The 23,958-nt window shown below is 34.3% G+C and carries 24 protein-coding genes; 8 read left to right on the top strand and 16 right to left on the bottom strand.

Going from position 1 to position 23,958, the window contains the following annotated elements; all coding sequences use genetic code 11:
* Positions 1–65: 65 nt before the first annotated feature.
* Positions 66–1,169: a DNA-processing protein DprA gene (gene dprA, locus J3U13_RS07100; protein ID WP_267341085.1), complete on the top strand. Its 1,104-nt coding sequence runs from the start codon at positions 66–68 to the stop codon at positions 1,167–1,169.
* A gap of 86 nt (positions 1,170–1,255) precedes the next feature.
* On the opposite strand, the gene rraA is transcribed toward dprA, so the two are convergent.
* The 5 genes from rraA to J3U13_RS07125 form a co-directional block, all read right to left on the bottom strand.
* Positions 1,256–1,744 (bottom strand): ribonuclease E activity regulator RraA, encoded by a 489-nt coding sequence (rraA, locus tag J3U13_RS07105; protein WP_267341087.1) that lies wholly within the window; start codon positions 1,742–1,744, stop codon positions 1,256–1,258.
* Positions 1,745–1,833: 89 nt separating this feature from the next.
* On the bottom strand, positions 1,834–2,736 hold the full coding sequence (locus J3U13_RS07110; RefSeq protein WP_267341089.1) for a 1,4-dihydroxy-2-naphthoate polyprenyltransferase: 903 nt from the start codon (positions 2,734–2,736) through the stop codon (positions 1,834–1,836).
* Positions 2,737–2,838: 102 nt separating this feature from the next.
* Entirely contained in the window at positions 2,839–3,996 is a 1,158-nt protein-coding gene (locus J3U13_RS07115) for an ABC transporter permease (RefSeq protein WP_267341090.1), read from the bottom strand.
* A gap of 13 nt (positions 3,997–4,009) precedes the next feature.
* Positions 4,010–5,149: an ABC transporter permease gene (locus J3U13_RS07120; RefSeq protein ID WP_267341091.1), complete on the bottom strand. Its 1,140-nt coding sequence runs from the start codon at positions 5,147–5,149 to the stop codon at positions 4,010–4,012.
* A complete protein-coding gene (locus J3U13_RS07125) occupies positions 5,131–6,102 on the bottom strand; it encodes an HlyD family secretion protein (protein WP_267341092.1) in 972 nt (323 codons plus the stop codon). Before J3U13_RS07125 ends, J3U13_RS07120 begins: the two co-directional genes overlap by 19 nt.
* Positions 6,103–6,440: 338 nt before the next feature.
* Between J3U13_RS07125 and J3U13_RS07130 the strand changes: the two genes are divergently transcribed.
* Positions 6,441–7,730, top strand: a complete 1,290-nt coding sequence (locus tag J3U13_RS07130; RefSeq protein ID WP_267341093.1) for an NAD(P)/FAD-dependent oxidoreductase — start codon at positions 6,441–6,443, stop codon at positions 7,728–7,730.
* Positions 7,731–8,388: 658 nt separating this feature from the next.
* On the opposite strand, the gene rnhB is transcribed toward J3U13_RS07130, so the two are convergent.
* Genes rnhB through fabZ form a run of 4 tightly spaced genes read right to left on the bottom strand, consistent with a single transcriptional unit; the run spans position 8,389 to position 11,425 of the window.
* The gene (rnhB, locus tag J3U13_RS07135; protein ID WP_416380263.1) at positions 8,389–8,976 is read right to left on the bottom strand and encodes a ribonuclease HII; all 588 of its coding nucleotides are present in this window, start codon (positions 8,974–8,976) and stop codon (positions 8,389–8,391) included.
* 38 nt (positions 8,977–9,014) lie between these two features.
* Complete coding sequence (gene lpxB, locus J3U13_RS07140) at positions 9,015–10,157, bottom strand: lipid-A-disaccharide synthase (RefSeq protein ID WP_267341096.1); 1,143 nt, start codon at positions 10,155–10,157, stop codon at positions 9,015–9,017.
* Positions 10,157–10,936 carry an acyl-ACP--UDP-N-acetylglucosamine O-acyltransferase gene (lpxA, locus tag J3U13_RS07145; RefSeq protein WP_267341097.1) on the bottom strand — a complete coding sequence of 260 codons (780 nt, stop codon included), beginning with the start codon at positions 10,934–10,936 and terminating at the stop codon, positions 10,157–10,159. Before lpxA ends, lpxB begins: the two co-directional genes overlap by 1 nt.
* A gap of 42 nt (positions 10,937–10,978) precedes the next feature.
* Complete coding sequence (gene fabZ / locus J3U13_RS07150) at positions 10,979–11,425, bottom strand: 3-hydroxyacyl-ACP dehydratase FabZ (protein ID WP_267341098.1); 447 nt, start codon at positions 11,423–11,425, stop codon at positions 10,979–10,981.
* Between the two features lie 236 nt (positions 11,426–11,661).
* Here fabZ and fkpA point away from each other — a divergent pair, with 236 nt between their 5' ends.
* The 3 genes from fkpA to tusC are packed head-to-tail and all read left to right on the top strand — an operon-like array spanning position 11,662 to position 13,235.
* A complete protein-coding gene (gene fkpA / locus J3U13_RS07155; RefSeq protein WP_267341099.1) occupies positions 11,662–12,480 on the top strand; it encodes an FKBP-type peptidyl-prolyl cis-trans isomerase in 819 nt (272 codons plus the stop codon).
* Positions 12,481–12,497: 17 nt separating this feature from the next.
* Positions 12,498–12,866 carry a sulfurtransferase complex subunit TusD gene (gene tusD, locus J3U13_RS07160; RefSeq protein WP_267341101.1) on the top strand — a complete coding sequence of 123 codons (369 nt, stop codon included), beginning with the start codon at positions 12,498–12,500 and terminating at the stop codon, positions 12,864–12,866.
* 15 nt (positions 12,867–12,881) lie between these two features.
* Positions 12,882–13,235, top strand: coding sequence for a sulfurtransferase complex subunit TusC (gene tusC, locus J3U13_RS07165; protein WP_267341103.1), 354 nt, complete (start codon positions 12,882–12,884; stop codon positions 13,233–13,235).
* 188 nt (positions 13,236–13,423) lie between these two features.
* Here tusC and nagE read toward each other — a convergent pair whose 3' ends face one another.
* Complete coding sequence (nagE, locus tag J3U13_RS07170; RefSeq protein WP_267341104.1) at positions 13,424–14,902, bottom strand: N-acetylglucosamine-specific PTS transporter subunit IIBC; 1,479 nt, start codon at positions 14,900–14,902, stop codon at positions 13,424–13,426.
* Between the two features lie 242 nt (positions 14,903–15,144).
* On the opposite strand from nagE, the gene nagB reads away from it, so the two are divergent.
* Genes nagB through J3U13_RS07185 form a run of 3 tightly spaced genes read left to right on the top strand, consistent with a single transcriptional unit; the run spans position 15,145 to position 18,373 of the window.
* Entirely contained in the window at positions 15,145–15,951 is an 807-nt protein-coding gene (nagB, locus tag J3U13_RS07175) for a glucosamine-6-phosphate deaminase (protein ID WP_267341105.1), read from the top strand.
* An 11-nt stretch (positions 15,952–15,962) separates the two neighbouring features.
* Positions 15,963–17,105, top strand: a complete 1,143-nt coding sequence (gene nagA, locus J3U13_RS07180; protein ID WP_267341106.1) for an N-acetylglucosamine-6-phosphate deacetylase — start codon at positions 15,963–15,965, stop codon at positions 17,103–17,105.
* A 35-nt stretch (positions 17,106–17,140) separates the two neighbouring features.
* On the top strand, positions 17,141–18,373 hold the full coding sequence (locus J3U13_RS07185) for an ROK family protein (protein WP_267341108.1): 1,233 nt from the start codon (positions 17,141–17,143) through the stop codon (positions 18,371–18,373).
* Between the two features lie 46 nt (positions 18,374–18,419).
* On the opposite strand, the gene asd is transcribed toward J3U13_RS07185, so the two are convergent.
* The 6 genes from asd to J3U13_RS07215 all read right to left on the bottom strand — a co-directional run bounded on the left by asd (position 18,420) and on the right by J3U13_RS07215 (position 23,950).
* The gene (gene asd, locus J3U13_RS07190; RefSeq protein ID WP_267341109.1) at positions 18,420–19,523 is read right to left on the bottom strand and encodes an aspartate-semialdehyde dehydrogenase; all 1,104 of its coding nucleotides are present in this window, start codon (positions 19,521–19,523) and stop codon (positions 18,420–18,422) included.
* Positions 19,524–19,771: 248 nt separating this feature from the next.
* On the bottom strand, positions 19,772–20,206 hold the full coding sequence (locus J3U13_RS07195; RefSeq protein ID WP_267341110.1) for a PTS sugar transporter subunit IIA: 435 nt from the start codon (positions 20,204–20,206) through the stop codon (positions 19,772–19,774).
* A 15-nt stretch (positions 20,207–20,221) separates the two neighbouring features.
* Complete coding sequence (locus J3U13_RS07200) at positions 20,222–21,220, bottom strand: SIS domain-containing protein (protein ID WP_267341112.1); 999 nt, start codon at positions 21,218–21,220, stop codon at positions 20,222–20,224.
* A gap of 2 nt (positions 21,221–21,222) precedes the next feature.
* A complete protein-coding gene (locus J3U13_RS07205) occupies positions 21,223–22,302 on the bottom strand; it encodes an SIS domain-containing protein (RefSeq protein ID WP_267341114.1) in 1,080 nt (359 codons plus the stop codon).
* 12 nt (positions 22,303–22,314) lie between these two features.
* Positions 22,315–23,136: a PTS system mannose/fructose/sorbose family transporter subunit IID gene (locus J3U13_RS07210; RefSeq protein WP_267341116.1), complete on the bottom strand. Its 822-nt coding sequence runs from the start codon at positions 23,134–23,136 to the stop codon at positions 22,315–22,317.
* Positions 23,117–23,950, bottom strand: a complete 834-nt coding sequence (locus tag J3U13_RS07215) for a PTS mannose/fructose/sorbose/N-acetylgalactosamine transporter subunit IIC (protein ID WP_267341118.1) — start codon at positions 23,948–23,950, stop codon at positions 23,117–23,119. Before J3U13_RS07215 ends, J3U13_RS07210 begins: the two co-directional genes overlap by 20 nt.
* Positions 23,951–23,958 lie beyond the last annotated feature (8 nt).

A 23,958-nucleotide genomic window follows, 5' to 3' on the forward strand; every position in this document is an offset into this window, starting at 1 on the left:
TTAGTAGTATTTATCTTATCGATTCAAAATATTAAATTTATCTAACAAGAGTGCAAAAAGTTATAATGAGTAAATATGAATTCTTATTGCGAATTTCAATGCTTGGACAAGGAAAGCTTGCTATATTAAAAAAAATTAGCCAGCTTTTTGAGTCAGGCTTACCTAATAAAATTAACAATCTTCCATTTTTACTTGAAAAATTAGCATTATCTGAAGCTCAACAAGCCAATTTTTTAGCGACTTCTTATTTACATTTTGAACCAATACTTGAGTGGTTAGATACATCTTATCCTAAAAAGGATTTGATTGCTTATTGTGATTTAGATTATCCAGTACTACTTAAGCAGATCAGTTCACCACCGCTATTTTTATTTGTTATGGGAAACCAGAAGCTATTACATTCCCCACAAATTGCTATGGTCGGTAGCCGTGAGTTTAGTGAATATGGCGCACAATGGGGTCGATATTTTGCTGGTGAATTAGCTATTAACGGCTTAACAGTCACTAGCGGACTAGCTCTGGGTTTGGATGCGATTTGTCATCGCGGTGCACTGGAGGTGTCAGGGCATACTATTGCAGTTTTGGGAAGTGGGCTTGCTCAGATTGCGCCGCGCTCAAATTTAAATTTAGCAAATGATATATTGGCTCAAGATGGTGCAATTGTGTCTGAATTTTTACCGTTTGAAAAAGCAAGAGCAGAATATTTTCCTCGACGTAACCGAATTATTAGTGGACTAAGTTTGGGTACTTTTGTCGTTGAAGCTTCAGAAAAAAGTGGCTCACTAATTACTGCCCGTTATGCACTTGAGCAAAATCGTGATGTATTTGCTTTGCCTGGTGATATTGATAATCAAAACTGTAGTGGAACGCATTATTTAATAAAGCAAGGAGCTTATTTAGTAACTGAGCCAATTGATATTTTAGAGCATTATAGTCGTTATTTATCAACAATTCATCGACAAGAACATAATCATGATGAGCACGATAACAGTATTTTATATCCTGAAATTTTTTCTGTAATTCATCATCAACCTATTGCTGTTGATACGATTGCAGCTTTGGTTGATTTAACGATTCCTGAACTTACTAGTAAATTATTAGATATGGAAATAGCAGGATTGATTATGACTGTAACTGGGGGATATATTCGCAAGCGAACGATCAAATAATGTATAAATTATTGTCAAAAAGTTTGAGGTAATGGGTGCGTTTGAGTATAAAGCCGCCGATATTTATCGGCGGTAAGAATAAATAATTATTCTTCAATTTCTAGTGCAATTTCAGACAAAATAATGCCAGTATTATCGGCATAAATAAAATCACCCGAAAAGAAGGTTACGCCACCAAAGTTAACCCGAATATCCACTTCGCCAATCCCTTGATTTTCAGCACCTACAGGAATTGCGGTAAGCGCTTGAATACCAATTTCAGCTTCTGCCAGATAATCAACTTGACGGACGGCACCATAGACAATAATTCCTTCCCATTGATTTTGTATAGCAATGTCAATTAATTCCGCATCAATTAACGCACGACGTACTGAACCACCGCCATCTATTACCAGAATTTTACCCGTACCGTCAGATTGTAGCGTTTCAAAGAGTAAACCGTTATCCTCAAAACATTTGACTGTCACAATTTGACCAGAAAAAGATGTCACGCCACCAAAATTACTAAATATAGGTTCCACTACGTTAACATCTTCTGGGTAGTAATCGCAAAGAATTGAAGTATCAAACTCCATTGTCAAGTCTCCTTTTGCTGTCGTATTTTAATACTATTAGTATAACGCTAACATCGAGTAAAACGATATTAAATTTAAATAAACGTGAACTAACTCATAATTATTCCCAAACAATAAAGTAAATTAATCAATAAAGCAAGTTTGACCATCTGTAATAGTAAAGGGAAGGCATCTTTTGCTGTTTTAAATTGAAAAACAGCATAAATATGTCTAATCAACCAAGGTAGACTGAACATAAATAGCCACCCCCAATAAGTTTGCAAGTAACTATAAGTGAACAAGCTAAATGAGCATATTGCGATCATCAATAGTAGCAGATGATAAAAGCGTCCAATCTCTTTACCAATTAATACTACTAGTGTTCGTTTATGATTCATTCTGTCGCTATCGATATCACGAAGATTATTGATATTTAATACAGCAACGGATAATAATCCACAGCCTAAAGCTGGTAAAATCATCGGCATTGATAATGCGTTAGTTTGTAAGTAATAGCTTCCTATTACACTAATTAGACCAAAAAAGATAAGTACAGATAGGTCTCCAAGACCTATATAACCATAAGGTTTTTTACCTACTGTATAAGTTATTGCTGCAATAATAGATAATAATCCTAATAATATAAAACTGAATAATTCATAAATATTATTACAAGCAAAAATAATTAAAATTAGTCCAAATAAAATACATAAAAAAATATTAATCCATAATGCTTTTTTTAATTGATTAAGCGTAATTAAACCTAGCTGTAAACCTCGTTTATGTCCAGCTAAATTCTGTTTATCACTGCCTTTAATGACATCGCCATAATCATTGGCTAGATTCGATAAAATTTGCAGTAACGATGCGGTAATCATCGATAATAACATAACCAATGGATCAAAAGATCCTTGCCAATATGCAAGTGCATTGCCCATCAAAATAGCGCAAAGTGATAAAACTAATGTTTTTGGGCGTAAACTAATAATCCATGGATAATATTTATTGGGCATACGACATATTACTTATTTTAAAAATTAAGCATTTATCATATCAGTAATCGATAATATATTCACGTTTTAGCATTAACTAATTGACAGTTTATTATTAACTTTTTAGTTTTTGTGGCGTAAAAAATTCTTCAGCTTTTTTAAATATCCTCTGACTTTTCCTTCTCGTAGTGCCGCAATAAAAAAGCCAAGTGAACCATACATTACACCGAGAAAGAGAATCATAAATATATTAGATACATTATCTAGCAGACCTAAACCCATCTGATTTACACCTGCAATCATATTCGTTGCCCATGTTGATGGTAGCATTCTCGATACTGTTTGAACCCATAAAGGCATAGCATCAAGTGGCCATATGGTACCAGATAAGTAAAATACTGGTGTTGTTAAAAATGCTAAAGTTAAATAGATCATCTCAGTTCGACGCAAACATTCAGTGAGCAATTTGCTTAAACCCAAAATTCCTAATAATAGAGGAAATGTCATGATAATGATTTCAGGTATGCTTGCTAATTGTCGATAGCCAAGTAGCCATGGCCATAATCCAAATAAGACGATAGACAAAAATAACCATATTGGAATAATCCCACATAAACTTCCGAATATAACAATCCTTGGTGGCTTGCCTTGTGGCAAGGAGTGTAAAGTGATATTGGTTCTCGTTGAGGCAATTAAAAAGGAGTGTTGCAGCAACATGACTAATAGTCCAGGAAAGGTTATCGCCGCAAAACTGATACCTGCATTATAAAGCGGCATCGTTTGCCCTTTTATTGGCGATAAAATGATATTAATCTGCGGATCAGAAAAACCACCATTACGCATTACCCGAGTATTATATTCGGTTAATATTTGTTGATATATTCCCTTAATATCGACTTGTATCAGACCATTAGCTAAACGGCTAGAGGCATCACCATAAGCAGGAATTGTTACCTCTTCACCGTTTAAAAGACGTTTTTCAAAATTTCTTGGAATGGTAAATACCGCAAATAATTTACGACTGTTAATATCATCATAAGCTTCTAATGAATTTTCATAAGTAACTACATCGATTTTAGAACTGGTATTCAAAGAACGAATTAAACTTCGACTCGTAGCAGTATGATCTTGATCGACTATGGCAACGGGTAAATTAGTGATAGTACCATTAAGATAAACTAAACTCATTAACGAGACAGACAATAACATCAATAACCACATTGGTCGCATTAGCATATAGAAAAACATTTTTACAGCTGAAGAAAAAAATAGCTTAAGCATCCAATATTGCCTCTTACTGTGAATGTAAACGCTTGACTAAACGTTTTCTAACTAACACTGTAATTATTATTGGATAGATCATCAAAATACTACAGGTTTTTAATACGGATAGATAACTTGAATGCCGTAAAAAGAGATCAAACAATTTATTGAGTGCATAGGTTAAAGGCTCAAGTGACGAAATAAATCTTGCTATCCAAGGCATCGACAATTCAGGCACCACGACACCTGAATAAGTTAATGCAAGTCCCACCAATACCCCAATATAGGTATAGGCATCTAATACTGTTTTGGTAAATGTATAAAGTAAAATACCAATACTTTGTGCTGCAATCACATAAAAGAAAACCACCATCATCATAGCGAATGGCGAACCAGATACGCGCGCATCAGAAAATAAAACCAGCATTGCTATTTCAAACATCAATAACATGGTATACCAGATGGTATAAGGAGCGAGTTTACCTAATACAAATGGATAATTAGGTCGAGTTCGTTTAGGTAATTGCGATAGAATATGAATTGTTGTAGTAACCACAAATAATTGTAATAGATGCACTACCGCAGAGAACTGCTGGAAGTACATAGAGTTACCACTGGCATTAAATAACCCATCATAATTGAAATTAACTTGTGCAAGTTTGGGCACAGGCAAACCAATACTGGTTGCCATGGTGGTTCGATATTGGGTATTTAATGATGCAATTAATCCCGAATAATCCATTATTGAATATAAACCTGCACTATAATATAGTGCATTATAATAAAGCATTGGTGTTGGTTGGCGACCAGCTAACACATCGGCTTCAAAATTAGGTGGTATATAAAGAACGGCATAAATCTTGGCTTTCTCTAAATCATGCTCAGCCATTTTTAGCTGATTATCATAATTAATCAGATTTGCATGTGCACCAGCGTTCAGATCCCGTACTATTTCACGAGATAAAGTACTTTTATCTTGATCAACATAGCCTACAGGTAGATCAAATAGTACACCTTTATGAAAGATACTACTAATTAAAACAAAAATAATTAGCGGTAAAATCCACATTAACCAATGGAAAGTAAATCGCTTAAATATAACTGGTATTTCATCGTTAAAAGCATTTTTAAAGCGATGCCAGAAGTCTAAAATTAGTTGTCTATTTTCCATAATGTACTCATACCTGCGCGTAAGCCTTCTACAGGTTTAGTTGGATAAAGTCTAATTTCAAACGTTTTTAAATCAAAATCACCTGTCGCACGAGTTGCACGTTTTGTTGCATAATCACCCATTGGTGAAATAAAACGAACTTCCGCTTCCACTTCTTTATTACCAAGAGCTGGAACTTCCAACTTAATATGATCACCCTTGTGAATATTAGGCATAATATTTTCACGAATATTAAACACAAAATAAGCTTGTGGTAATCGAATAACGGTTAATAGTGGGCTATTAGCATTGAATAATTCTCCCACTTCAGCTGGAATCGAACCTATCTCTCCATCTACTGGAGCTTTAACTTGTAAGTCATCAAATTGGATCTGTAATTGCTTAAGTTGTTCTTCAGCTTCTTTCAATTTGGCATCATAGATTTGTCGTTGTTCAACACGGTCACCATTTCGAGCTTGATCTAAATTGGCTTGGGCTGACAAAACTTGTTGATAAGCTGCATCACGAGTTTTCAGCGCACTATCTAATATTGATTGTGATACAAAACCTTTTGCCGAAATGGCTTTATTACGATTGTACTCTTTTGAAGCATTGTCATAAGCTACTTTAGCTTGTTCCAATAACGCTTCATAATATCGGATACTTTCTTCACGTGTACCATGCTCAGATAGTGCTACTTGTGCTTGTGCTTGATCTCGTGCTGCTTCTGCCGCTCGAACTTGTGCTAAAAGCTCCGGACTATCAAGCGTAATTAAGACATCATTTTGTTTGACATCATCGCCACGATTGACATGAATAACTTGCACTCGCCCCTTTGCTTTTGAGGAAATGCTGACATTAGGCGCATCAACTTCGCCTTGCAAAAGAAGCTCTCTATTATGAGCACGGATTAAGATCGTCATCGAAATTAATATAACAATCAATGCTATAACAATAAAAATTTTTTTATTCATAAATTTGTTTTGAGTGACAATTGTAAGATAAGGCCTAAAGAACTAGGATAATTGTATGCAATAAAGAATTAACATACGTCATCAATGATATACTATATCATACGATATAGTATTTTATTCAAACAATCAAAGCTAAATTTTTATTCCAAAATAAAGATTACATGGAATAATTTACAACTATATTGGTCTACATTCTATTTCACCCTTAAATAAATTTCAATAATTCTAAACCACCATTTTAATAGATTTTATTTATGAATGTTATCAGTCAAAAGAAATAGATAAAAACCTACTTATTTAGTATGATATTATGTAATTGAAATAATAAGGCTTGATATATGCAAAAAATAATTATTATTGGTGGTGGTGCCGGCGGTTTAGAACTCGCTACTGACCTAGGTGATAAGTTAGGCAAAACGGACAAAGCTCAAATTACCTTAATTGATAAAAACAGTTATCATTTATGGAAACCATTATTACATGAAGTAGCAACGGGTGTACTTGATGAGCAAGTTGATAATATTTATTATGCATCTCAAGGACAACAGCATAATTTTGAATTTATCCAAGGTACCTTTACTGACCTTAATCGGGACCAAAAACAAATCACGATTATCAATCATCTAGATGAATCATTAGCTATTGATTATGACATTTTAGTGATTGCCATTGGTAGTACTTCTAACGATTTTGGTACACCTGGTGTTAAAGAACACTGTATCTTCTTAGACGATCAAAATGCAGCGATTCGCTTGCGAGAAACCTTAGTTAATAAATTTACCAGTTTTTGTTCAATCATCGATAATGATCAAAGCACGGATGAAGACAAAATTCGGATTGCTATCGTTGGTGGTGGTGCAACTGGCGTTGAGTTAGCTTCTGAACTACCACATATGGTGCAAGCCTTTGGTGCCTGCGGTCGTAATAAGATGTGTTCCGATCTTCTAGATGTATCGGTTATTGAAGCAACAGATCGTATTTTACCAGCCCTCCCAGAAAAGACCGCGGCAAGTATTACTAAAACACTTGAAAAACAAGGTATCCATGTATTAACCAAGACCATGATTACTAAGGCTGAAAGTGATGGATTTTATCCAAAAGAAGGTGATACTATCAAAGCCGATATTATGATCTGGACTGCGGGTGTAAAAGCACCTGATTATTTGAAAGAAATTGCTGGGTTAGAGTCAAGTCGTTCAAATCAATTGGTGGTAAAACCAACATTGCAAACCTCTCGTGATGACAATATTTTTGTTATCGGCGATTGTGCTTACGCTATGCAAGACAATGGTCATGCTTCACCACCTACTGCTCAAGCCGCACATCAAATGGCAAAAATTTGTTACGAGAACATTATCAACATGCTCGATAATACACCATTAAAATCATTTAAATATACCGATAATGGCACAATCATTTCTTTACATGATACCGCGCAAGGTGTAGTTAAAATAGCCGGAAAAAGTGAAATGAGTGTTAAAGGATGGTTTGCGCTAATTATTCATCGAATGTTATATCGAATGCATCAAGCAAGTTTGTTAGGTATTTTCAAAACGATTCGTTTTGCTCGAGCCAGTAAATTTATGTACAAAACAAAATCGACATCCATTTTCTGCAATCGGGATTAGTTATTCAAAATACGATTTACAGCCTCTAAAACTTTTTAAGTGGCTGTTTTAGATTATATTAATATCGTAATCGATTAAATTTTATAGGTAGCAATTGAAGCGTTTTATTTTTGGTTTATCATTCGCTACCTACACTTCTTTAACAAATGATCAATCACCAAATTGGTTATATTATTTTTCAATTATCTCAATCAAACCAAACCAAAGCCTGAGCAAGCAACCAACTCACCTTATAACTATATGGAGATCATTTTTATTAAAAATGGTAAACTTCATGTTTTAAAGCAGCAAGTAAAGTTATTTAGATACAAGTTAGATAATTGGATAAATCTTTTAAAAAATCATACTTCATCACAGTAAGAGATCATTAATTTAAAAACGACTCACCCAAAAATTTGAAAACAAACCATACAATATTTGATTTGATGGGACTATAGTTATATTTACTTTTCAGAATTAGTTTAGAAAATTTATAATAAAGTATTTAAATTTAAAATTGTTTAAGTATAAACAATTAAAAATTTTTAACTTTTTATCACTATTTTAAAAAAATTAAAAGAGTACTATGGTAATAAAGAACCTATCAAGAATCGTAATTTCACTCTTAATTCACCATTATTAATCACTGTTGATAAGCGATAAGCACTAATAATTGATTTTAGCATTGCAGTAATTTTTTTATTGGTGCAAAGCTTTTACGATATAAATGGTTAACGCCATATTGTTCAATTGCGCTTAAATGGTCTTTTGTTGGATAACCCTTATGCTTGGCTAAACCATACTGCGGGTATAATCTATCAAGTTCGACCATTTCACGATCCCGAGTAACTTTAGCTAAAATTGATGCAGCACTGATTTCAGCAACTAATAGATCACCTTTAACGACTGATTGAGTTTGAATACCAAATTTAGGGCAACGATTACCATCGACTAAAACATAATTGGGTTTGATTTTTAAGCCAGACACCGCTCGCTGCATAGCCAGCATAGTGGCATGTAAAATATTTAATTGATCGATTTCAGCCACAGATGCTCTGGCAACACACCAAGCTAATGCATTGTCTTTTATTACTTCAAATAACTGTTCACGTTTTTTTTCAGTAAGTTTTTTTGAGTCTGTTAAACCAACGATAGGTTTAGTTGGATCTAAAATAACTGCTGCAGTAACAACATCGCCACATAACGGTCCTCTTCCAACTTCATCGACACCGGCTATTAACGTGGTATCAGGGTAAGTAAATTCCAATAACAATATAAATCCTCTAGCAGAGTTATTTTCAAACATTAATTCTTTAAAACATCTAATACTGCTTGTGCAGCTTGTTCATCAGCATTACAACGAATTTGTTTATGCAATGTGAGAAATGCATTTTTAACTTCTGTATTATCCCCTTCTAAAAAAGGGATAATATGATTGGCGATATTTTCTGGTGTGCAGTTATGCTGTAATAATTCAGGTACAAGCTCTTTACCCGCTAAAATATTAGGTAAAGAAACATAAGGCGTTTTGATTATTTTGTTAGCTAACCAAAAAGTGAAAGCTTTCATTTTATAACCTACCACCATTGGGCATTTGGCTAACATACATTCTAATGCTGCTGTTCCTGATGCCAATATAGCGGCATTACTTGAAATCATTGCTTCACGCGCTTGACCGTCTAATAGTTGTACTTTAAGATTGGGGGCGATTTTGGCTTTGATTTCTTCAAACTCTTTACGCCTTTTGGCATTTACTAAAGGTACCACAATATGCAAATTAGGATAACGCTGGCGTAATAATTGTGCCGCTTTTAGAAATGGTTCTGAAAGCAAAGAGACCTCAGCATGACGACTTCCTGGCAATAAAGCTAAACAAAGACAATCAAGAGGAATGCCTAATTGCTGACGCATTGTTTTTTGATCTGGATTTAGTGGGATATCATCAGCCATTTTATGACCAATAAAACGGCACGGAACATCAAATTTATCATAAAACGCTTTTTCAAACGGCAAGAAAGCTAAGATAAGGTTAGTATTACGTTTTATTTTAAAAACTCGTTTTTGCTTCCACGCCCAAACCGAAGGACTTACATAATGAATGGTTTTAATGCCAGCTTGTTTAAGTTTTCCTTCTAATGAAAGATTAAAATCAGGGGCATCAATACCGATAAAAATATCAGGTTTTAGCTCAATAAGTCGTTTAGTGATATCGCGACGAATAGCTAAAATACGACGTAGTCGACCTAATACTTCAATGACCCCCATAACCGAGAGTTCATCCATTTCGTACCAAGCTTTACATCCTTCAGCCTGCATTTGTGGTCCAGCAATTCCAATAAATTCAATATTGGGATAGTATTTTTTGAGTGCACGAATTAAACCAGCACCCAGAATGTCGCCAGAGGTTTCCCCAGCGACTAATGCAATTGTTAATGGTTTATTTATCATTAACGGATAATGCCACGAGTTGAACGTGAAAAGAAATCAATAAATAATTGAGCTTCAGGATATTGTTTCGCTATGGTTTCAATTTCTACTTTGGCATCGTCTAATGTTAAGCCATTTCGATAAAGAACTTTATAACTATTACGAATCGCTTGCAAAGCCTCTTTACTAAATCCTCGGCGTTTTAAACCTTCATAATTTACGCCGTGTGGGCTTGCATGATTACCTTGGGCAATAATATAAGGTGGCACATCTTGAGCAACACCAGAGCATCCACCAACCATAACATGTGAACCAATAACACAAAATTGATGTACAGCAGTCATACCACCTATAATTACATAATCATCTAATTGGACATGCCCACCAAGCGTTGCATTATTGGCTAAAATACAATTATTACCAATAACACAATCATGAGCAACATGTGCATTAATCATAAATAAATTATCATTGCCAATACGCGTTAATTCACCACCTTGTAAAGTGCCACGGTGAATGGTTACACTTTCGCGAATCATGTTGCGATCACCAATTTCAGTGCGCGTTGGTTCACCACGATATTTTAAATCTTGGTTAACTTCGCCTATTGAAGTAAATTGATAAATTTGATTTTCTTTACCAATTTTAGTGTGACCATTGATGACTACATGTGATTTTAAAAAAGTCCCATCACCAATTTCAACATTCTCACCAACAAAGCAAAAAGGCCCAATTTTAACATTATTGCCAATATTAGCCCCTTTTTCTATTACTGAACTTGGATGTATTTCCGTTGCCATAGCCTTTCCTTAATACTGTTTCTGGGATATTTAAAATCAATATTATTTACGAGCACACATCATTTCGGCTTCGCAAACTAAATTACCATCAACAGTGGCAACACCATGGAATAAAGCAATGCCTCGACGTTCTTTGATATATTCAACGTCTAATACGAGTTGATCGCCTGGCACAACAGGGCGTTTAAAACGCGCTTTATCAATTGAAGCAAAGTAATAAAGCTGTCCGGGAGACAGTTCTTCAATACTTTTGAAGGCCAAAATACCAGTTGCTTGCGCCATCGCTTCTAAAATTAATACACCGGGTAAAATAGGTTTAGTGGGAAAATGACCCTGAAAAAATGGTTCATTTACAGTAACATTTTTTATCGCTTTTAATGTTTTACCTTTTTCATAATTGATTACACGGTCAACCATTAAAAATGGATAACGATGAGGTAATAAACTGATAATTTCTTCAATATCAAGGGTATTAAGTTCGGTAGTCAAAATAGCTATCCTTTTACATTATTTGCTATAAATTGTACTCATTATAACTGAGGATGCGGCTTTCACTCAAGAATGATTTGAATAGTGCTTTTCTTTTATACGAATCTGCTTATGCTATGTTATTATAATTTATTTACATAAATGATTTGTAAATACTATATTATCTTACATTAAATCATTTATAATAATTTGAATAATAAATTGAGATATAAAAGTTTCTAACTCGGAGAAGTAGTATGAAATCATTGATTAAAATGACATTAGTAAGTAGTGCAATCGTATTAGCATTGGTTGGGTGTGATGATAAAAAAAATACAACTGATAACAATGCTAGCACCAATAAAGTGACCATTTCAACTGATGCACAAAAAGAGGCTTATGCATTAGGTTCTTCATTTGCTTCATACATGGCGACAAATTTAGAGCAAAATGAAATTAATCCAGATAAAGAATATTTAATTAGTGGTTTTAATGAAACTTTCCGCGGTGCTTCTCAACTTTCAAAAGATGAAGTTAAAGATGTTTTAGAAGCATTTGGTAAACGTATTCAAGAAGAAAGCAAAGCTCGTTTTGAAAAAGAAAAAACGGAAAACACCGCTGCTGGTGATAAATTCCGTGAAGAATTTGCTAAACAAAAAGATGTTAAACAAACTAAATCAGGATTACTTTATCAAGTTATTAAAGAAGGTTCGAATCGCCATCCAAAAGCTGATGATACTGTTATTGTTCATTATACCGGTACTTTGACAGATGGTCGTAAATTCGATAGTTCTTATGACCGAGGTGAAACTGCAACTTTCCCTCTTAATGCCGTAATTAAAGGTTGGACTGAAGGAATTCAATTAATTGGTGTTGGTGGTAAAATCAAACTTGTTGTACCACCAGATTTAGCTTATGGAGATCAAAGCTTTCCGGGTCAAGATGATAAAGTTGGGATTCAACCAGCATCAACATTAGTGTTTGAAGTTGAATTACTTGGTATTGACGGCGATAACAATGATAAAGCTGAACAATCAAAACCCGATCAAAATAAAGTCAATGATAACGCAAAATAAAATTTAACTGATTGATTTTGAAAGATTCATTAAGTTATACACTTGTTATTATGGGTCCTGCATATGGGACCCAATCTGCTTATTGTGCCTATCAATTTGCACAAACTTTGCTATCTAGAACTTCCCATACGATTAAAAATATCTTTTTTTATGCAGATGGTATTTATAATGGTAATCGGTTTACCGATCCTGCTAGTGATGAATTTGATTTAGTTACGGCATGGCAAACGCTAGCCAAAGAATATTCTTTAACGTTAACTATTTGTGTTGCCGCCGCTCAAAGACGAGGAATTATTGAAAAAAATCTTGCGGATAATTTCCAGTTAACAGGTCTTGGTGAATTAAGTGTATCTATTGCCGAAACAGATCGAACTATTCAATTTTAGTACTAAGGCTATCAAATGAAAAAAGTTGCAATTATTATTAGTTCTCCACCTCATGGTAATGCTAAAGGTCGAGAAGCGTTGGATATTGCGTTGGCTGCATCGGCAATTAATCATATTTCTGTCTTTTTTGTTGATGATGGTGTATTTCATCTGTTACCTAACCAATCTCCAGAACAAATTTTAATGCGTGATTATATTGCGACATTAAATATGCTTGAACTTTATGATATTGAAGATGTGTATGTCTGCAAATCTTCACTTAATGCGAGAAACCTTGCTAAGGTAACACATAATATTGCTTGTAAAGTTATTAATAACCAATCATTAAACCAATTATTAACTATTCAAGAAGTAATTTTAACATTCTAATTTTTATACTTAAACATATACATAACCTGAAATTTTTTTACATATAAGATTTATAAATAGTGATATTCAATGGATTAGGGTTAATGTTATTTTTATGAGATTGAAAAGGAATGAAATAAAAAATCCACGTATTTTTGACTATATAAAAACGTGGATTTTTTTATCAATATAATTTTATTAATTTTTTACTATACTAATTTTTTCATATGATCGGCGATGTTTTCAGCTTGCTGACCAACTACAATTTGTACACCTGTTTTCCCTAATTTAATTACTGCCATAGCACCAAGGGCTTTTGCTGATTCTTCATCAACGAGATCTGTGTCTTTCACACTTAAACGTAATCGTGTAATACAAGAATCAATATTCGTTAGGTTTTCTTTACCACCAACAATGACTAAATATTGTTCTGCAAGTGCCGATACATCACCAACCGCTTCTTTAGGTGAGGTGTTTTCAGTTGATGGATTAGTTTCCACATCGTCTTCACGACCCGGTGTTTTTAAATTGAATTTGACAATCACAAAACGGAAAACTACATAGTAAACAACAAAGAACACTAGACCTTGAAGAATTAGCATATACCAATGTACAGCTAATGGATTACGTGATTGCAGTAACATATCAAGTAAACCTGCGCTAAATGCAAAACCTGAAATCCATTGTAAACTAGCAGCAATAAACAAAGAAATACCCGTTAAAATAGCATGTATTACATAAAGTACTGGAGCTACAAACATAAAGGCAAATTCTAACGGTTCAGTAATACCTGTAAAAAAAGCTGCGAAAGAAGCAGCTAACATAATCGAAGCCGTTTTTTCTTTATTTCCTTTTTTTGCTGTATGGTACATAGCTAATGCTGCTCCTGGTAAACCAAACATCATAATTGGGAAGAAGCCAGCTTGATAACGACCAGTAATGCCTGCAATTGCTTTACCGCTATCAATGGCATTTTGTCCAGCTAAGAAGTTAGGGATATCATTAATATCAGCAACGTTAAACCAGAATACTGAATTAAGTGCATGATGCAAACCAATAGGAATAAGTAGACGATTAAAAAAGCCATAGATACCTGCACCAATTGCTCCTAATCCTTTAATTTCATTACCAAATGCAACTAAGGCTTGATAAATATTTGGCCAAATGTAAAGCATTACAAAAGCAACAAATAGCATTACAAATGAAACAAGGATAGGTACCAGACGTTTACCACTAAAAAATGCAAGCGCTCTATGTAACTCAATATTACTAAAACGGTTATATATTTCAGAAGAAATTACACCGACTAAAATACCAATAAATTGGTTTTGATTAATTTTATTAAAAGCTTTAGAAACGTTATCAATTGGTGTGTTAGTTAATAATGATACTGAATCTGGAGATAGTAATGTTGTGATGACTAAAAAACCAACTAAGCCACTTAGTGCAGCAGCGCCATCTTTATCTTTAGACATGCCATATGCGATACCAATGGCAAATAGTATCGCCATATTATCGATAATTGCACCACCAGATTTAATTAAAAAAGCAGCAACAATACTATTTTGTCCCCATCCTTGAGGATCAATCCAGTATCCAATGCCGAGTAGTATTGCAGCCGCAGGTAAAACTGCTACAGGCACCATAAGCGAGCGCCCGATACGTTGCAAATAAGCTAAAATTCCCATAAGTTTACCTCATATAATTTTGGGGGAAATCTTAAAGATGATATTATCATCTTTAAGTGAATATAAATGATTCAGTACTATTTCACTCTATATTATTTTACTTCGCAAATTAATTATGTGTTTAATGTGACTTATGTCACGATTTTTTTTGATTAATTTAGTTAATATAGTAAAATACTATTAACATATTTTACTTATAAAAAAAAGAAGTTATTTTATTATATCAAAAGAGGTATTATCTCATGAGGCTTATTCCTTTACAAAATGCACAAGAAGTTGGTGCTTGGGTGGCACAGCGCATTGTGAACAAAATTAATGATTTCAAACCGACAGCGGATCGTCCGTTTGTTTTAGGATTACCAACAGGAAGCTCACCGTTGGTCATGTATCAACAACTTATTAAACAATATAAAGCAGGTAAGGTAAGTTTTAAACATGTGGTTACGTTTAATATGGATGAATACGTAGGACTTCCTGAAGATCATCCAGAAAGTTATCACACATTTATGTATGAAAATTTCTTTAACCATATTGATATTGATAAAAACAACATCCATATATTAAATGGTAATGCAGTAGATATTGACGAAGAATGCCGTCAGTATGAAGAGAAAATTAAAACTTATGGTAAAATCAATGTGTTCGTTGGTGGCGTTGGTCAAGATGGACATATTGCTTTTAACGAACCAGGTTCTTCACTTTGCTCTCGTACTCGAATTAAAACATTAACCGAAGATACACGAATTGCTAACTCTCGTTTTTTTGATAATGATGTTAATCAAGTGCCAAAACATGCACTGACTATTGGCGTTGCAACGTTAATGGATGCACAAGAAGTGATTTTATTAGTTTGTGGTCATAACAAGAGTTTAGCACTGCAGGCTGGAGTTGAAGGATCAGTTAATCACCTTTGGACTGTCACTGCGTTACAAATGCATCCAGCATCCCTTATTGTTTGTGATGAGCCAAGTACTGATGATCTTAAAGTAAAAACCTTAAAATATTTTAAACAAATGGAAGCTGATAATCTAAAAGTGACCGTTTTATAAAGGATAAATCAATGTACGCATTAACAAATTGTCGTATCTATACAGGTTATGAAATTCTTGAAAATCACGCCGTTATTATCGACGGCGATAAGATTACCAAAATCTGTAAACAAGACGAACTATCTGCAAGTATCACTATTGAAGATTTACAAAATGCTATTGTTGCGCCTGGGTTTATTGATATTCAAGTCAATGGTTGTGGTGGCGTGCAATTTAATGAAACACTCGATGCATTAAGTATTGAAACATTAGAAAAAATGCAAGCGACTAATCTTGCTTATGGATGTACGAGCTATTTACCGACTTTAATTACATCGACGGATGAATTCATGATAAAAGCGGTAAATGTGATGCGTGAATATTTAATTAAACACCCTAATCAAGCACTTGGTTTACATCTTGAAGGACCCTATATTAATCCTGAAAAGAAAGGTATCCATGATGAAAATATCATCCGTCAACCATCGCAAGAAATGATCGACTTTCTTTGTGATAATGCTGATGTTATTAAAATTATTACTCTAGCACCAGAAAAAGTTGAAAATAATTTTATTAAACAACTGGTTAACGCAGGAATTCATGTATCGGTAGGTCATTCCAATGGTCATTATGATGATTGTCGACGAGGTTTTAATGCTGGTATTCGTCTAGGCACGCATTTATTCAATGCTATGCCTTATATCACTGGGCGAGAACCCGGTGTAGTGGGTGCAATTTATGATGAATCTGATGTTTATGTTGGCATTATTGCCGATGGGCAACATGTTAGCTGGGCAAATATTCGAAATAGTCATAAAATCAAACAAGATCACTTGATTTTAATTACTGATGCTATGTTATTAGCTGGTTCGAATTTATCCTCAGGAGTATTTGCAGGCAAAACCATTTATTATAAAGACGGTCGTTGTGTTGATGAAAAAGGTACATTAGGGGGATCAGCTTTAACGATGATTGATGCAGTGAAAAATGCAGTCGAACATGTTGGTATTGCATTGGATGAGGCATTAAGAATGGCAACGCTTTATCCTGCTAAAGCAATCGGTGTTGATAAAACTCTTGGTAGCGTTAGCGAAGGTAAAATAGCCAACTTAGTTGTTTTTGACCGTAACTTTACTATTATTAAAACGGTTGTTAATGGAGAGATCAACAGCTAAAATATAAGATAATTAATGAAATATTGAGATATCATATGACCTTTAATTATCTAAACTTAGTTGGAAATGCTGATCTTATCAAACAGCTAAATTATGCCATGATTTATCGTTTGATTGTTCAGCATGCTCCTATTTCTCGTATTCAATTGGCTGAAATTAGCCATTTAGCGCCAGCCAGCATTACTAAAATTACTCGCCAATTGATTAAGAAAAAACTGATTAGAGAGGTTGATGCACAACAATCAACGGGAGGTCGTCCTGCCGTTTCAATTGAAGCTAAATTCAACTATTATCAGACTATTGCTGTTCAGCTCAGCCGTTCACATGTAACAATTGAGCTTTATGATATTGGTGGTAATTGTTTAGCATCGAGTGTATGTCCATTAACGCACTTCACTCAGGAATTTACGCAAAAATATTTGATTGGATTAATTGAGCAATTTATCCAAGATAACAGTAAAAGAATTAAAAATCTTATAGCAATATCCGTAGTTCTTCCTGGATTGATTGATTCTGTACATGGTATTGTTCGTTATACTCCTCATATTCAAGTTAAAGAATGGTCATTAGCTGAAGAACTACAAAAACAATTCAATGTTTCAATCTTTTTAGGGAATGATATTCAAAGTTTAGCTTTAGCTGAAAGTTATTTTGGTACGACACAAAATGTGGATGATTCTATTCTCATTCGTGTCCATCGGGGGGTCGGATCAGGTGTTATTGTTAATCAACAATTACTGACAAATCATAATCAAAGTGGTTGTGAAGTTGGTCATATTCAAGTTGATGCGTTAGGTGATCGATGCCACTGTGGTAATTTTGGTTGCTTAGAAAATCGTGTAGTCAATGATGCTATTGAACATCGTGCAAAACAGATGATTGAACAAGGCTACCCAACCAGATTATCTCGGGACGAATGTAATATAGCTAATATTTGTCATTATGCAAATCAAGGTGATGAACTGGCAATAAAGTTAGTCAAAGATGCTGGTGAGAATCTTGGTCGTGCGGTTGCAATGATGGTAAATATTTTTAATCCGCAACGAATTGTGTTAGCGGGTGAATTAACTAAATCACCAGAAGTATTGTTAAATGCGGTAAACAGCGCATTAAATGCACAAAGTTTAGAGGAATTAAGAAAAAATCTTACTATCAATTGTTCATCACTTGATGACCGATCCGCAATTGGTGCATTTGCATTAGTACAACAAGCATTATTCAACGGTTCGCTCTTGATGTTGTTGTTAGAAAACACTGTGACAATCTAGTACATGTTTAATATAAAAAAGCCCATTAATTGGGCTTTTTTGTTAATTAAGCTAAAATACGAAGCATTCTTCTTAATGGTTCAGCCGCACCCCATAATAATTGATCACCAACAGTAAAGGCTGATAAATAATCTTTACCCATATTAAGTTTACGTAAACGCCCAACAGGTGTAGTTAATGTACCTGTAACAGCAGCAGGAGTCAGCTCACGCATTGAAAGATCTCGATCGTTTGGAATAACTTTAACCCAATCATTATGCGCAGCAAGTAATTTTTCAACTTCTGGAACACTGATGTCTTTTTTAAGCTTAATCGTAAACGATTGACTATGACAACGTAATGCACCAATACGAACACAAAGACCGTCAACTGGAATAATCTGGCTAGTATTTAAAATTTTATTGGTTTCAGCTTGGCCTTTCCATTCTTCTTTACTTTGACCATTGTCTAAAGCTTTATCAATCCAAGGAATTAAACTACCGGCTAATGGGACCCCAAAATTATCGGTTGGTAGGCTGCCATCTCGCATTTTTTGGGTAACTTTGCGTTCAATATCTAAAATAGATGAGCGAGGATCTTGAAGCTCTTTAGCTACTTCAGCATTAAGCATTCCCATTTGTGTTAATAACTCCCGCATATGGCGAGCTCCACCGCCAGAAGCGGCTTGGTAAGTCGAAACGGATATCCAATCAACTAAATTTTCAGCAAACAGCCCACCTAATGACATTAACATCAAACTTACCGTACAGTTCCCACCAACAAAGGTTTTGATACCTCTATCTAACGCTTTATGAATATTAGCTTTATTGACTGGATCAAGAACAATAATAGCCTCATCTTCCATTCGTAGAGTTGAAGCTGCATCAATCCAATAACCTTGCCAGCCCGTTGCACGCAATTTTTTATAAATTTCAGAAGTATAATCACCACCTTGGCAAGTCACAATCATATCTAATGATTTTAATGCATCAATATTATCTGCGCTTTGTAATGTTCCTGTTTTACCGTTAAAAGTAGGTGCAGCTTGACCAGCTTGTGATGTAGAAAAGAAAACAGGATTGATATAATCAAAATCATGTTCTTCAACCATACGTTGCATAAGAACAGAACCAACCATTCCACGCCAACCAACAAAACCAACATTTTTCATAGTTTATTTCCAATAAGTAGATGTTATATAGGTAAAGATTATCTACTATTAAAACAAAATATTGCCATAAAACAAGTAAGATAAGAATTATTTTTATAGGCACTGATAGGATAACGTGGTGTTATATACGTTAAGTTTAATTTAAATTGATTTATTCATGAATAAAGGCAAATCATATTTTTATTGCTTATAAAAAATTGATCTGCCTTTTCACAACAAGTTTTATGCTTTACTGTCAAATAGAATGTTTAAAAGTCCTCATCTTGGATATTATTGTTCATTATTGAAGCAATATTATACCGCTCAATGCCTTGTACCGATGCTTCAATGATTTCTGATAATAAGTCATTTAGACTAATTTCATCAGTTCTTAGCATAAAAGTTGTTAACAACATTGGTATATTAACACCAGTTATTACCTCTAAATTTTGGTGATCAGCCATTTGCTTAACCAATGTATTAAATGGTGTGCCACCTTTTAAATCAACTAAGCATAAAATTTGTGGACATTGCTTCGATAACAGCTTAATTTGATGCTCAATTTGCTGTTGAAAGTCATCTAATGATTGTCCCATTGAGAACGATACAGCTTCACATAGAGTTTGTTTACCACAGATCATTTCTGCTGATTCAACTAGGCTTTTAGCTGATGAACCATGGGTACTTACTAATACAGCAATCATTGTTAAGGTACTCCTTTAGTAATCAAGGCAACGATAATAACGACGAATCGTCATAGGATGACGATTTAAATATTCAACATAAGCATCAATACGATTATTAATGGTACGGAAGACAAACGGTGAAAGATTTCCACGATATTTTTCTGATATACCAGGTAATTCATAGTCTTTAGTATCGATTATGGTGTAATTACCACAGATTTGAGGTAAGAATTTAGCTACTCTTTCACTTAATGAGCGCTGTGTATCTTCACCAACATAAACAGTGACTGCTGTATCACGATCAATGACTTCTAACGTACCATGGAAAAATTCTGCTGATTCAATGGATTTTGAGCGTAACCAATGTTGTTCCTCCCAATAACACATAGCATGAGAATACGTTGCTCCCCATTGATTACCCGCACCAACAAAATAGTGCATAGTGTCGTTATGGTGTTTTTCAGCAACTTCTCGCCCAAATTTATCGGCTTTTTTGGCAACAGCAACAATATTTTTAGCAAAATGTTGATCCATTTCTTGATAAAACTCATCATAGTCAGGGAACTCACCGGCTAAATACATTAAACGATCAGCTGTCATAAAGAATTTTAATTGTTCATTCATTGGGTAAGTAATAACATGATGTGCCATTTTCCCTAATGGGGTATCGGCTTTATCCATAAAAGCTAATACGGTTGACCCAACTTCTTTTTGAATTTTTTCAATAGCTGCAACGACTTCCTGTGTGGTACCCGTGACAGATGAAATAATGATCAATGTGTCTTTAGTGATACGTTTGTTTCCTGTTACTAGATATTCAGCCGCATGTTGAACAAACGTTTCAATGGCTGTTTTTTCTTTCATATGAACAACTGCTTGCATTGATGATGCATACGTACCACCAATACCTAACCAGCAAACATTACTATAACCACGATCGTGGATTTTATCAATAAATTCATTAATTTGTGGTCTTAATGCTAAAGCACCATTCATGCTGTCTAATTCTTTCTTTTCGTCATATTTTCTCATTTTTAAATCCTCTTAATTTTAGAACTAGTTATTTCATCAAATTCTGGATAGGCCGATTTTTCAAGATTATGACCTTTTAATCTTGAAACTTGGTAACTTAATAGATGAATAGGAACAGTCATAAATAATGATGCGTATAGTTCATCTATATCAACATTAAGGCACAAGTCCTCTTCTTTAAGATTGTTACTACTATTGGCGTAAATGGTTGAAATATTTTTAACATGTTTATTTAAAAAGACTTTTAATAATTTCGCTCTCTGATCTAACTGACCATGGGGTTCAAGAAACACAATATGATCATCTTCATGTAATCCTAAATATGGACCATGCATGTATTCTTCGAGTTCTTTACCAAAAGCTGTATTGCGTACTGTTTCCGTAAATTTTGTTTCCGCTTCTCTAGCAACTCCATAAGTTGCACCATAACCAATAAATATCACTCTTTTAGCATGATAAAATTGATGTTGGCATTGATTAACCCATACTTGGGATTGTTCAATGACTTTAGGAAGTAAATGAGTAACTTTCTGAAATTGCTCTATATAGTGGTTAAATTGAACATCACTAACACTGTCATTTTTTTGAGCAATTACTAGAGAGATCAATATTAAATCTAGAATGGTTACGCTATAACCAGCACTGACATAAGGCATCTCCTCAACTGGAATTCCCATAGATAAGACATGATGACTAATTTTATACAGTGGGCTATTGGAATTGCTGGTAAGCGTATAGATGGTTTGGTTGTTTTTTATAAATTGTTCTACTAAATGAATGATTGAATAACTTTCTCCACCTTGCGAAACAGCAATATACAAAGTATTAGGATCACGGTAATGTAAATAATTAGCAGCGATAGAAGGATCTTCAATATAAACAGGTATCTTTAAGATTTTACTCATTAAAGGTCTTGCACCATAAGCTGCGTTGGAACTTGAACCTGTTGCAAATATAACAATTGAGCTAAGTTGTTTAATTTTACTCAGGTCAATATTTTGGGTGAATAGTGCTTGATAATTATCTAAAATGTTCTGATAATATTCAGGCTCTAAGGCAACATAATCAGCGATACTTTTCATTTTTTCTCCTTATTATCCTAATAATCCACTCCAAGCTCCAAAAATACCGATACCCGCTATAAGTAATAAAATCCAATGCGCTTTAAGCCCTTTTTTGTCTAATAAAAAGATGAATAAGGTAAATAACAGAGGTAATATTTGTGGCACAATACCATTAAAAATATCCTGTAATGATGTTGCATCGTCGCCTGATCCTATTGTTAGTGGCATATTTAATGTCACCATCGTTGCTACCATGGCACCAACAACAGATAGCCCCAAGATAGAAGCACCATACGATAATTTATCCATTAAACCAGTCTTTTGAACCTTTTCAATAAAAGAGGCACCAATGTTATAACCAATGAATAGACCAAAATAGCGAGCTAAAACAGCAGGAATATTGAAAATTAATAGAAACAAAAGTGGACCTAAAATATTACCTTGTATTGCTAATGAAGTACCAATACCAGTGGCTATAACCCGTAAGGTTCCCCAGAAAAATGAATCGCCCAAACCACTTAGTGGTCCCATTAATGCAACTTTAACATCATTAATTGAACTTTCATCAAAATCGTTATTCAAGGCATTTTGCTCTTCCATTGCAATAGAAATACCTAACGGAAAGGTAACTAACCAAGGTGTAACGTTATAAAACTCTAGATGTCTTTGATAAGCTTTGGTTAATTGTTCTGGTTTTTGACTATAGATTTTTTCTAAAGCAGGGCGGATTGCAAAAGAATAACCTAAATTCATTTGTCGCTCATAATTCCATGACCATTCGGCGGTAAAAGAACGCCAAAAGGTTCGCATTAAATCGTTTCTAGTTAATCGTTTAGAATTCTTCATTTTCATAGTTGATCTCCTGTCCTACTAAAGCACTGCCTGAAAGATTATTAACTTCTTGATTGTCTGAGGTTATTGATTTTTTGCCGGTAAAGGAAGAATAACCAGTAAGAATCAATGCCATACACGCACCAAAAATGGCAACACCAGTAACAGGTACTTTCATATATACTGCTACAGCAAAACCAAGAATAAAGAATGTTGCATTGGTTTTTTTTATCATAATTTTCATTAGCATAGCAAAACCAAATGCAGGTAATAAGCCAGTTGCGATGCCTAAACCATTAATAACAAACTCAGGAATAACTTCAAGCAAGTTTTTAATTGCTTCACTACCAAATAGATAAGAAAGCCCGACCACTAATCCAATTGGTAGGTTAATGGAAAAGAAACCACCCAAGATATTCATCCGATCAACGCCTTTACCATTTCCTTCACTAGCATACTTATCTGCTTTATGAACAAAGTAAGGTAAAATAAACAAGAAACATAAATTCTTAACTACTAGTACCAGAGAAGCAATTGGAATTCCCAAAGTTAGGGCAACAGCCGTACTTTTACCTGCACCAATAGCGAAAGCTGTTCCTAGAACACTACCTGATATAATTTCTGGCGGGATAGATGCCCCAATGGAAAATGAACCAACAAAGGCTAATTCTAACGTTGCTCCTATAATAATACCTTGGGTGATATCTCCCATTACTAGTCCCGCTAAAGTACAGGTAACTAAAGGTCTCGATAACATTGATGAACCTAAAAAGTATTCACCATTAGCTAACATAGCAATCAAGGCCAAAATAATTGCTGTAATAACAATACTCATTTTGTATT

This window comes from Gilliamella sp. B2887 (assembly GCF_026537015.1).
GTDB lineage: Bacteria > Pseudomonadota > Gammaproteobacteria > Enterobacterales > Orbaceae > Gilliamella.

Coding starts and splice junctions, on each gene's coding strand:
- tusC (WP_267341103.1), top strand. CDS start 12,882: ATGAAAAAAGTTGCAATTATTATTAGTTCTCCACCTCATGGTAATGCT.
- fkpA (WP_267341099.1), top strand. CDS start 11,662: ATGAAATCATTGATTAAAATGACATTAGTAAGTAGTGCAATCGTATTA.
- rraA (WP_267341087.1), bottom strand. CDS start 1,744: ATGGAGTTTGATACTTCAATTCTTTGCGATTACTACCCAGAAGATGTT.
- J3U13_RS07115 (WP_267341090.1), bottom strand. CDS start 3,996: ATGCTTAAGCTATTTTTTTCTTCAGCTGTAAAAATGTTTTTCTATATG.
- nagE (WP_267341104.1), bottom strand. CDS start 14,902: ATGGGAATTTTAGCTTATTTGCAACGTATCGGGCGCTCGCTTATGGTG.
- J3U13_RS07110 (WP_267341089.1), bottom strand. CDS start 2,736: ATGCCCAATAAATATTATCCATGGATTATTAGTTTACGCCCAAAAACA.
- J3U13_RS07205 (WP_267341114.1), bottom strand. CDS start 22,302: ATGAAAAGTATCGCTGATTATGTTGCCTTAGAGCCTGAATATTATCAG.
- J3U13_RS07195 (WP_267341110.1), bottom strand. CDS start 20,206: ATGATTGCTGTATTAGTAAGTACCCATGGTTCATCAGCTAAAAGCCTA.
- nagA (WP_267341106.1), top strand. CDS start 15,963: ATGTACGCATTAACAAATTGTCGTATCTATACAGGTTATGAAATTCTT.
- J3U13_RS07200 (WP_267341112.1), bottom strand. CDS start 21,220: ATGAGAAAATATGACGAAAAGAAAGAATTAGACAGCATGAATGGTGCT.
- asd (WP_267341109.1), bottom strand. CDS start 19,523: ATGAAAAATGTTGGTTTTGTTGGTTGGCGTGGAATGGTTGGTTCTGTT.
- J3U13_RS07125 (WP_267341092.1), bottom strand. CDS start 6,102: ATGAATAAAAAAATTTTTATTGTTATAGCATTGATTGTTATATTAATT.
- dprA (WP_267341085.1), top strand. CDS start 66: ATGAGTAAATATGAATTCTTATTGCGAATTTCAATGCTTGGACAAGGA.
- lpxA (WP_267341097.1), bottom strand. CDS start 10,936: ATGGCAACGGAAATACATCCAAGTTCAGTAATAGAAAAAGGGGCTAAT.
- J3U13_RS07185 (WP_267341108.1), top strand. CDS start 17,141: ATGACCTTTAATTATCTAAACTTAGTTGGAAATGCTGATCTTATCAAA.
- J3U13_RS07215 (WP_267341118.1), bottom strand. CDS start 23,950: ATGAGTATTGTTATTACAGCAATTATTTTGGCCTTGATTGCTATGTTA.
- J3U13_RS07130 (WP_267341093.1), top strand. CDS start 6,441: ATGCAAAAAATAATTATTATTGGTGGTGGTGCCGGCGGTTTAGAACTC.
- lpxB (WP_267341096.1), bottom strand. CDS start 10,157: ATGATAAATAAACCATTAACAATTGCATTAGTCGCTGGGGAAACCTCT.
- J3U13_RS07210 (WP_267341116.1), bottom strand. CDS start 23,136: ATGAAAATGAAGAATTCTAAACGATTAACTAGAAACGATTTAATGCGA.
- J3U13_RS07120 (WP_267341091.1), bottom strand. CDS start 5,149: ATGGAAAATAGACAACTAATTTTAGACTTCTGGCATCGCTTTAAAAAT.
- nagB (WP_267341105.1), top strand. CDS start 15,145: ATGAGGCTTATTCCTTTACAAAATGCACAAGAAGTTGGTGCTTGGGTG.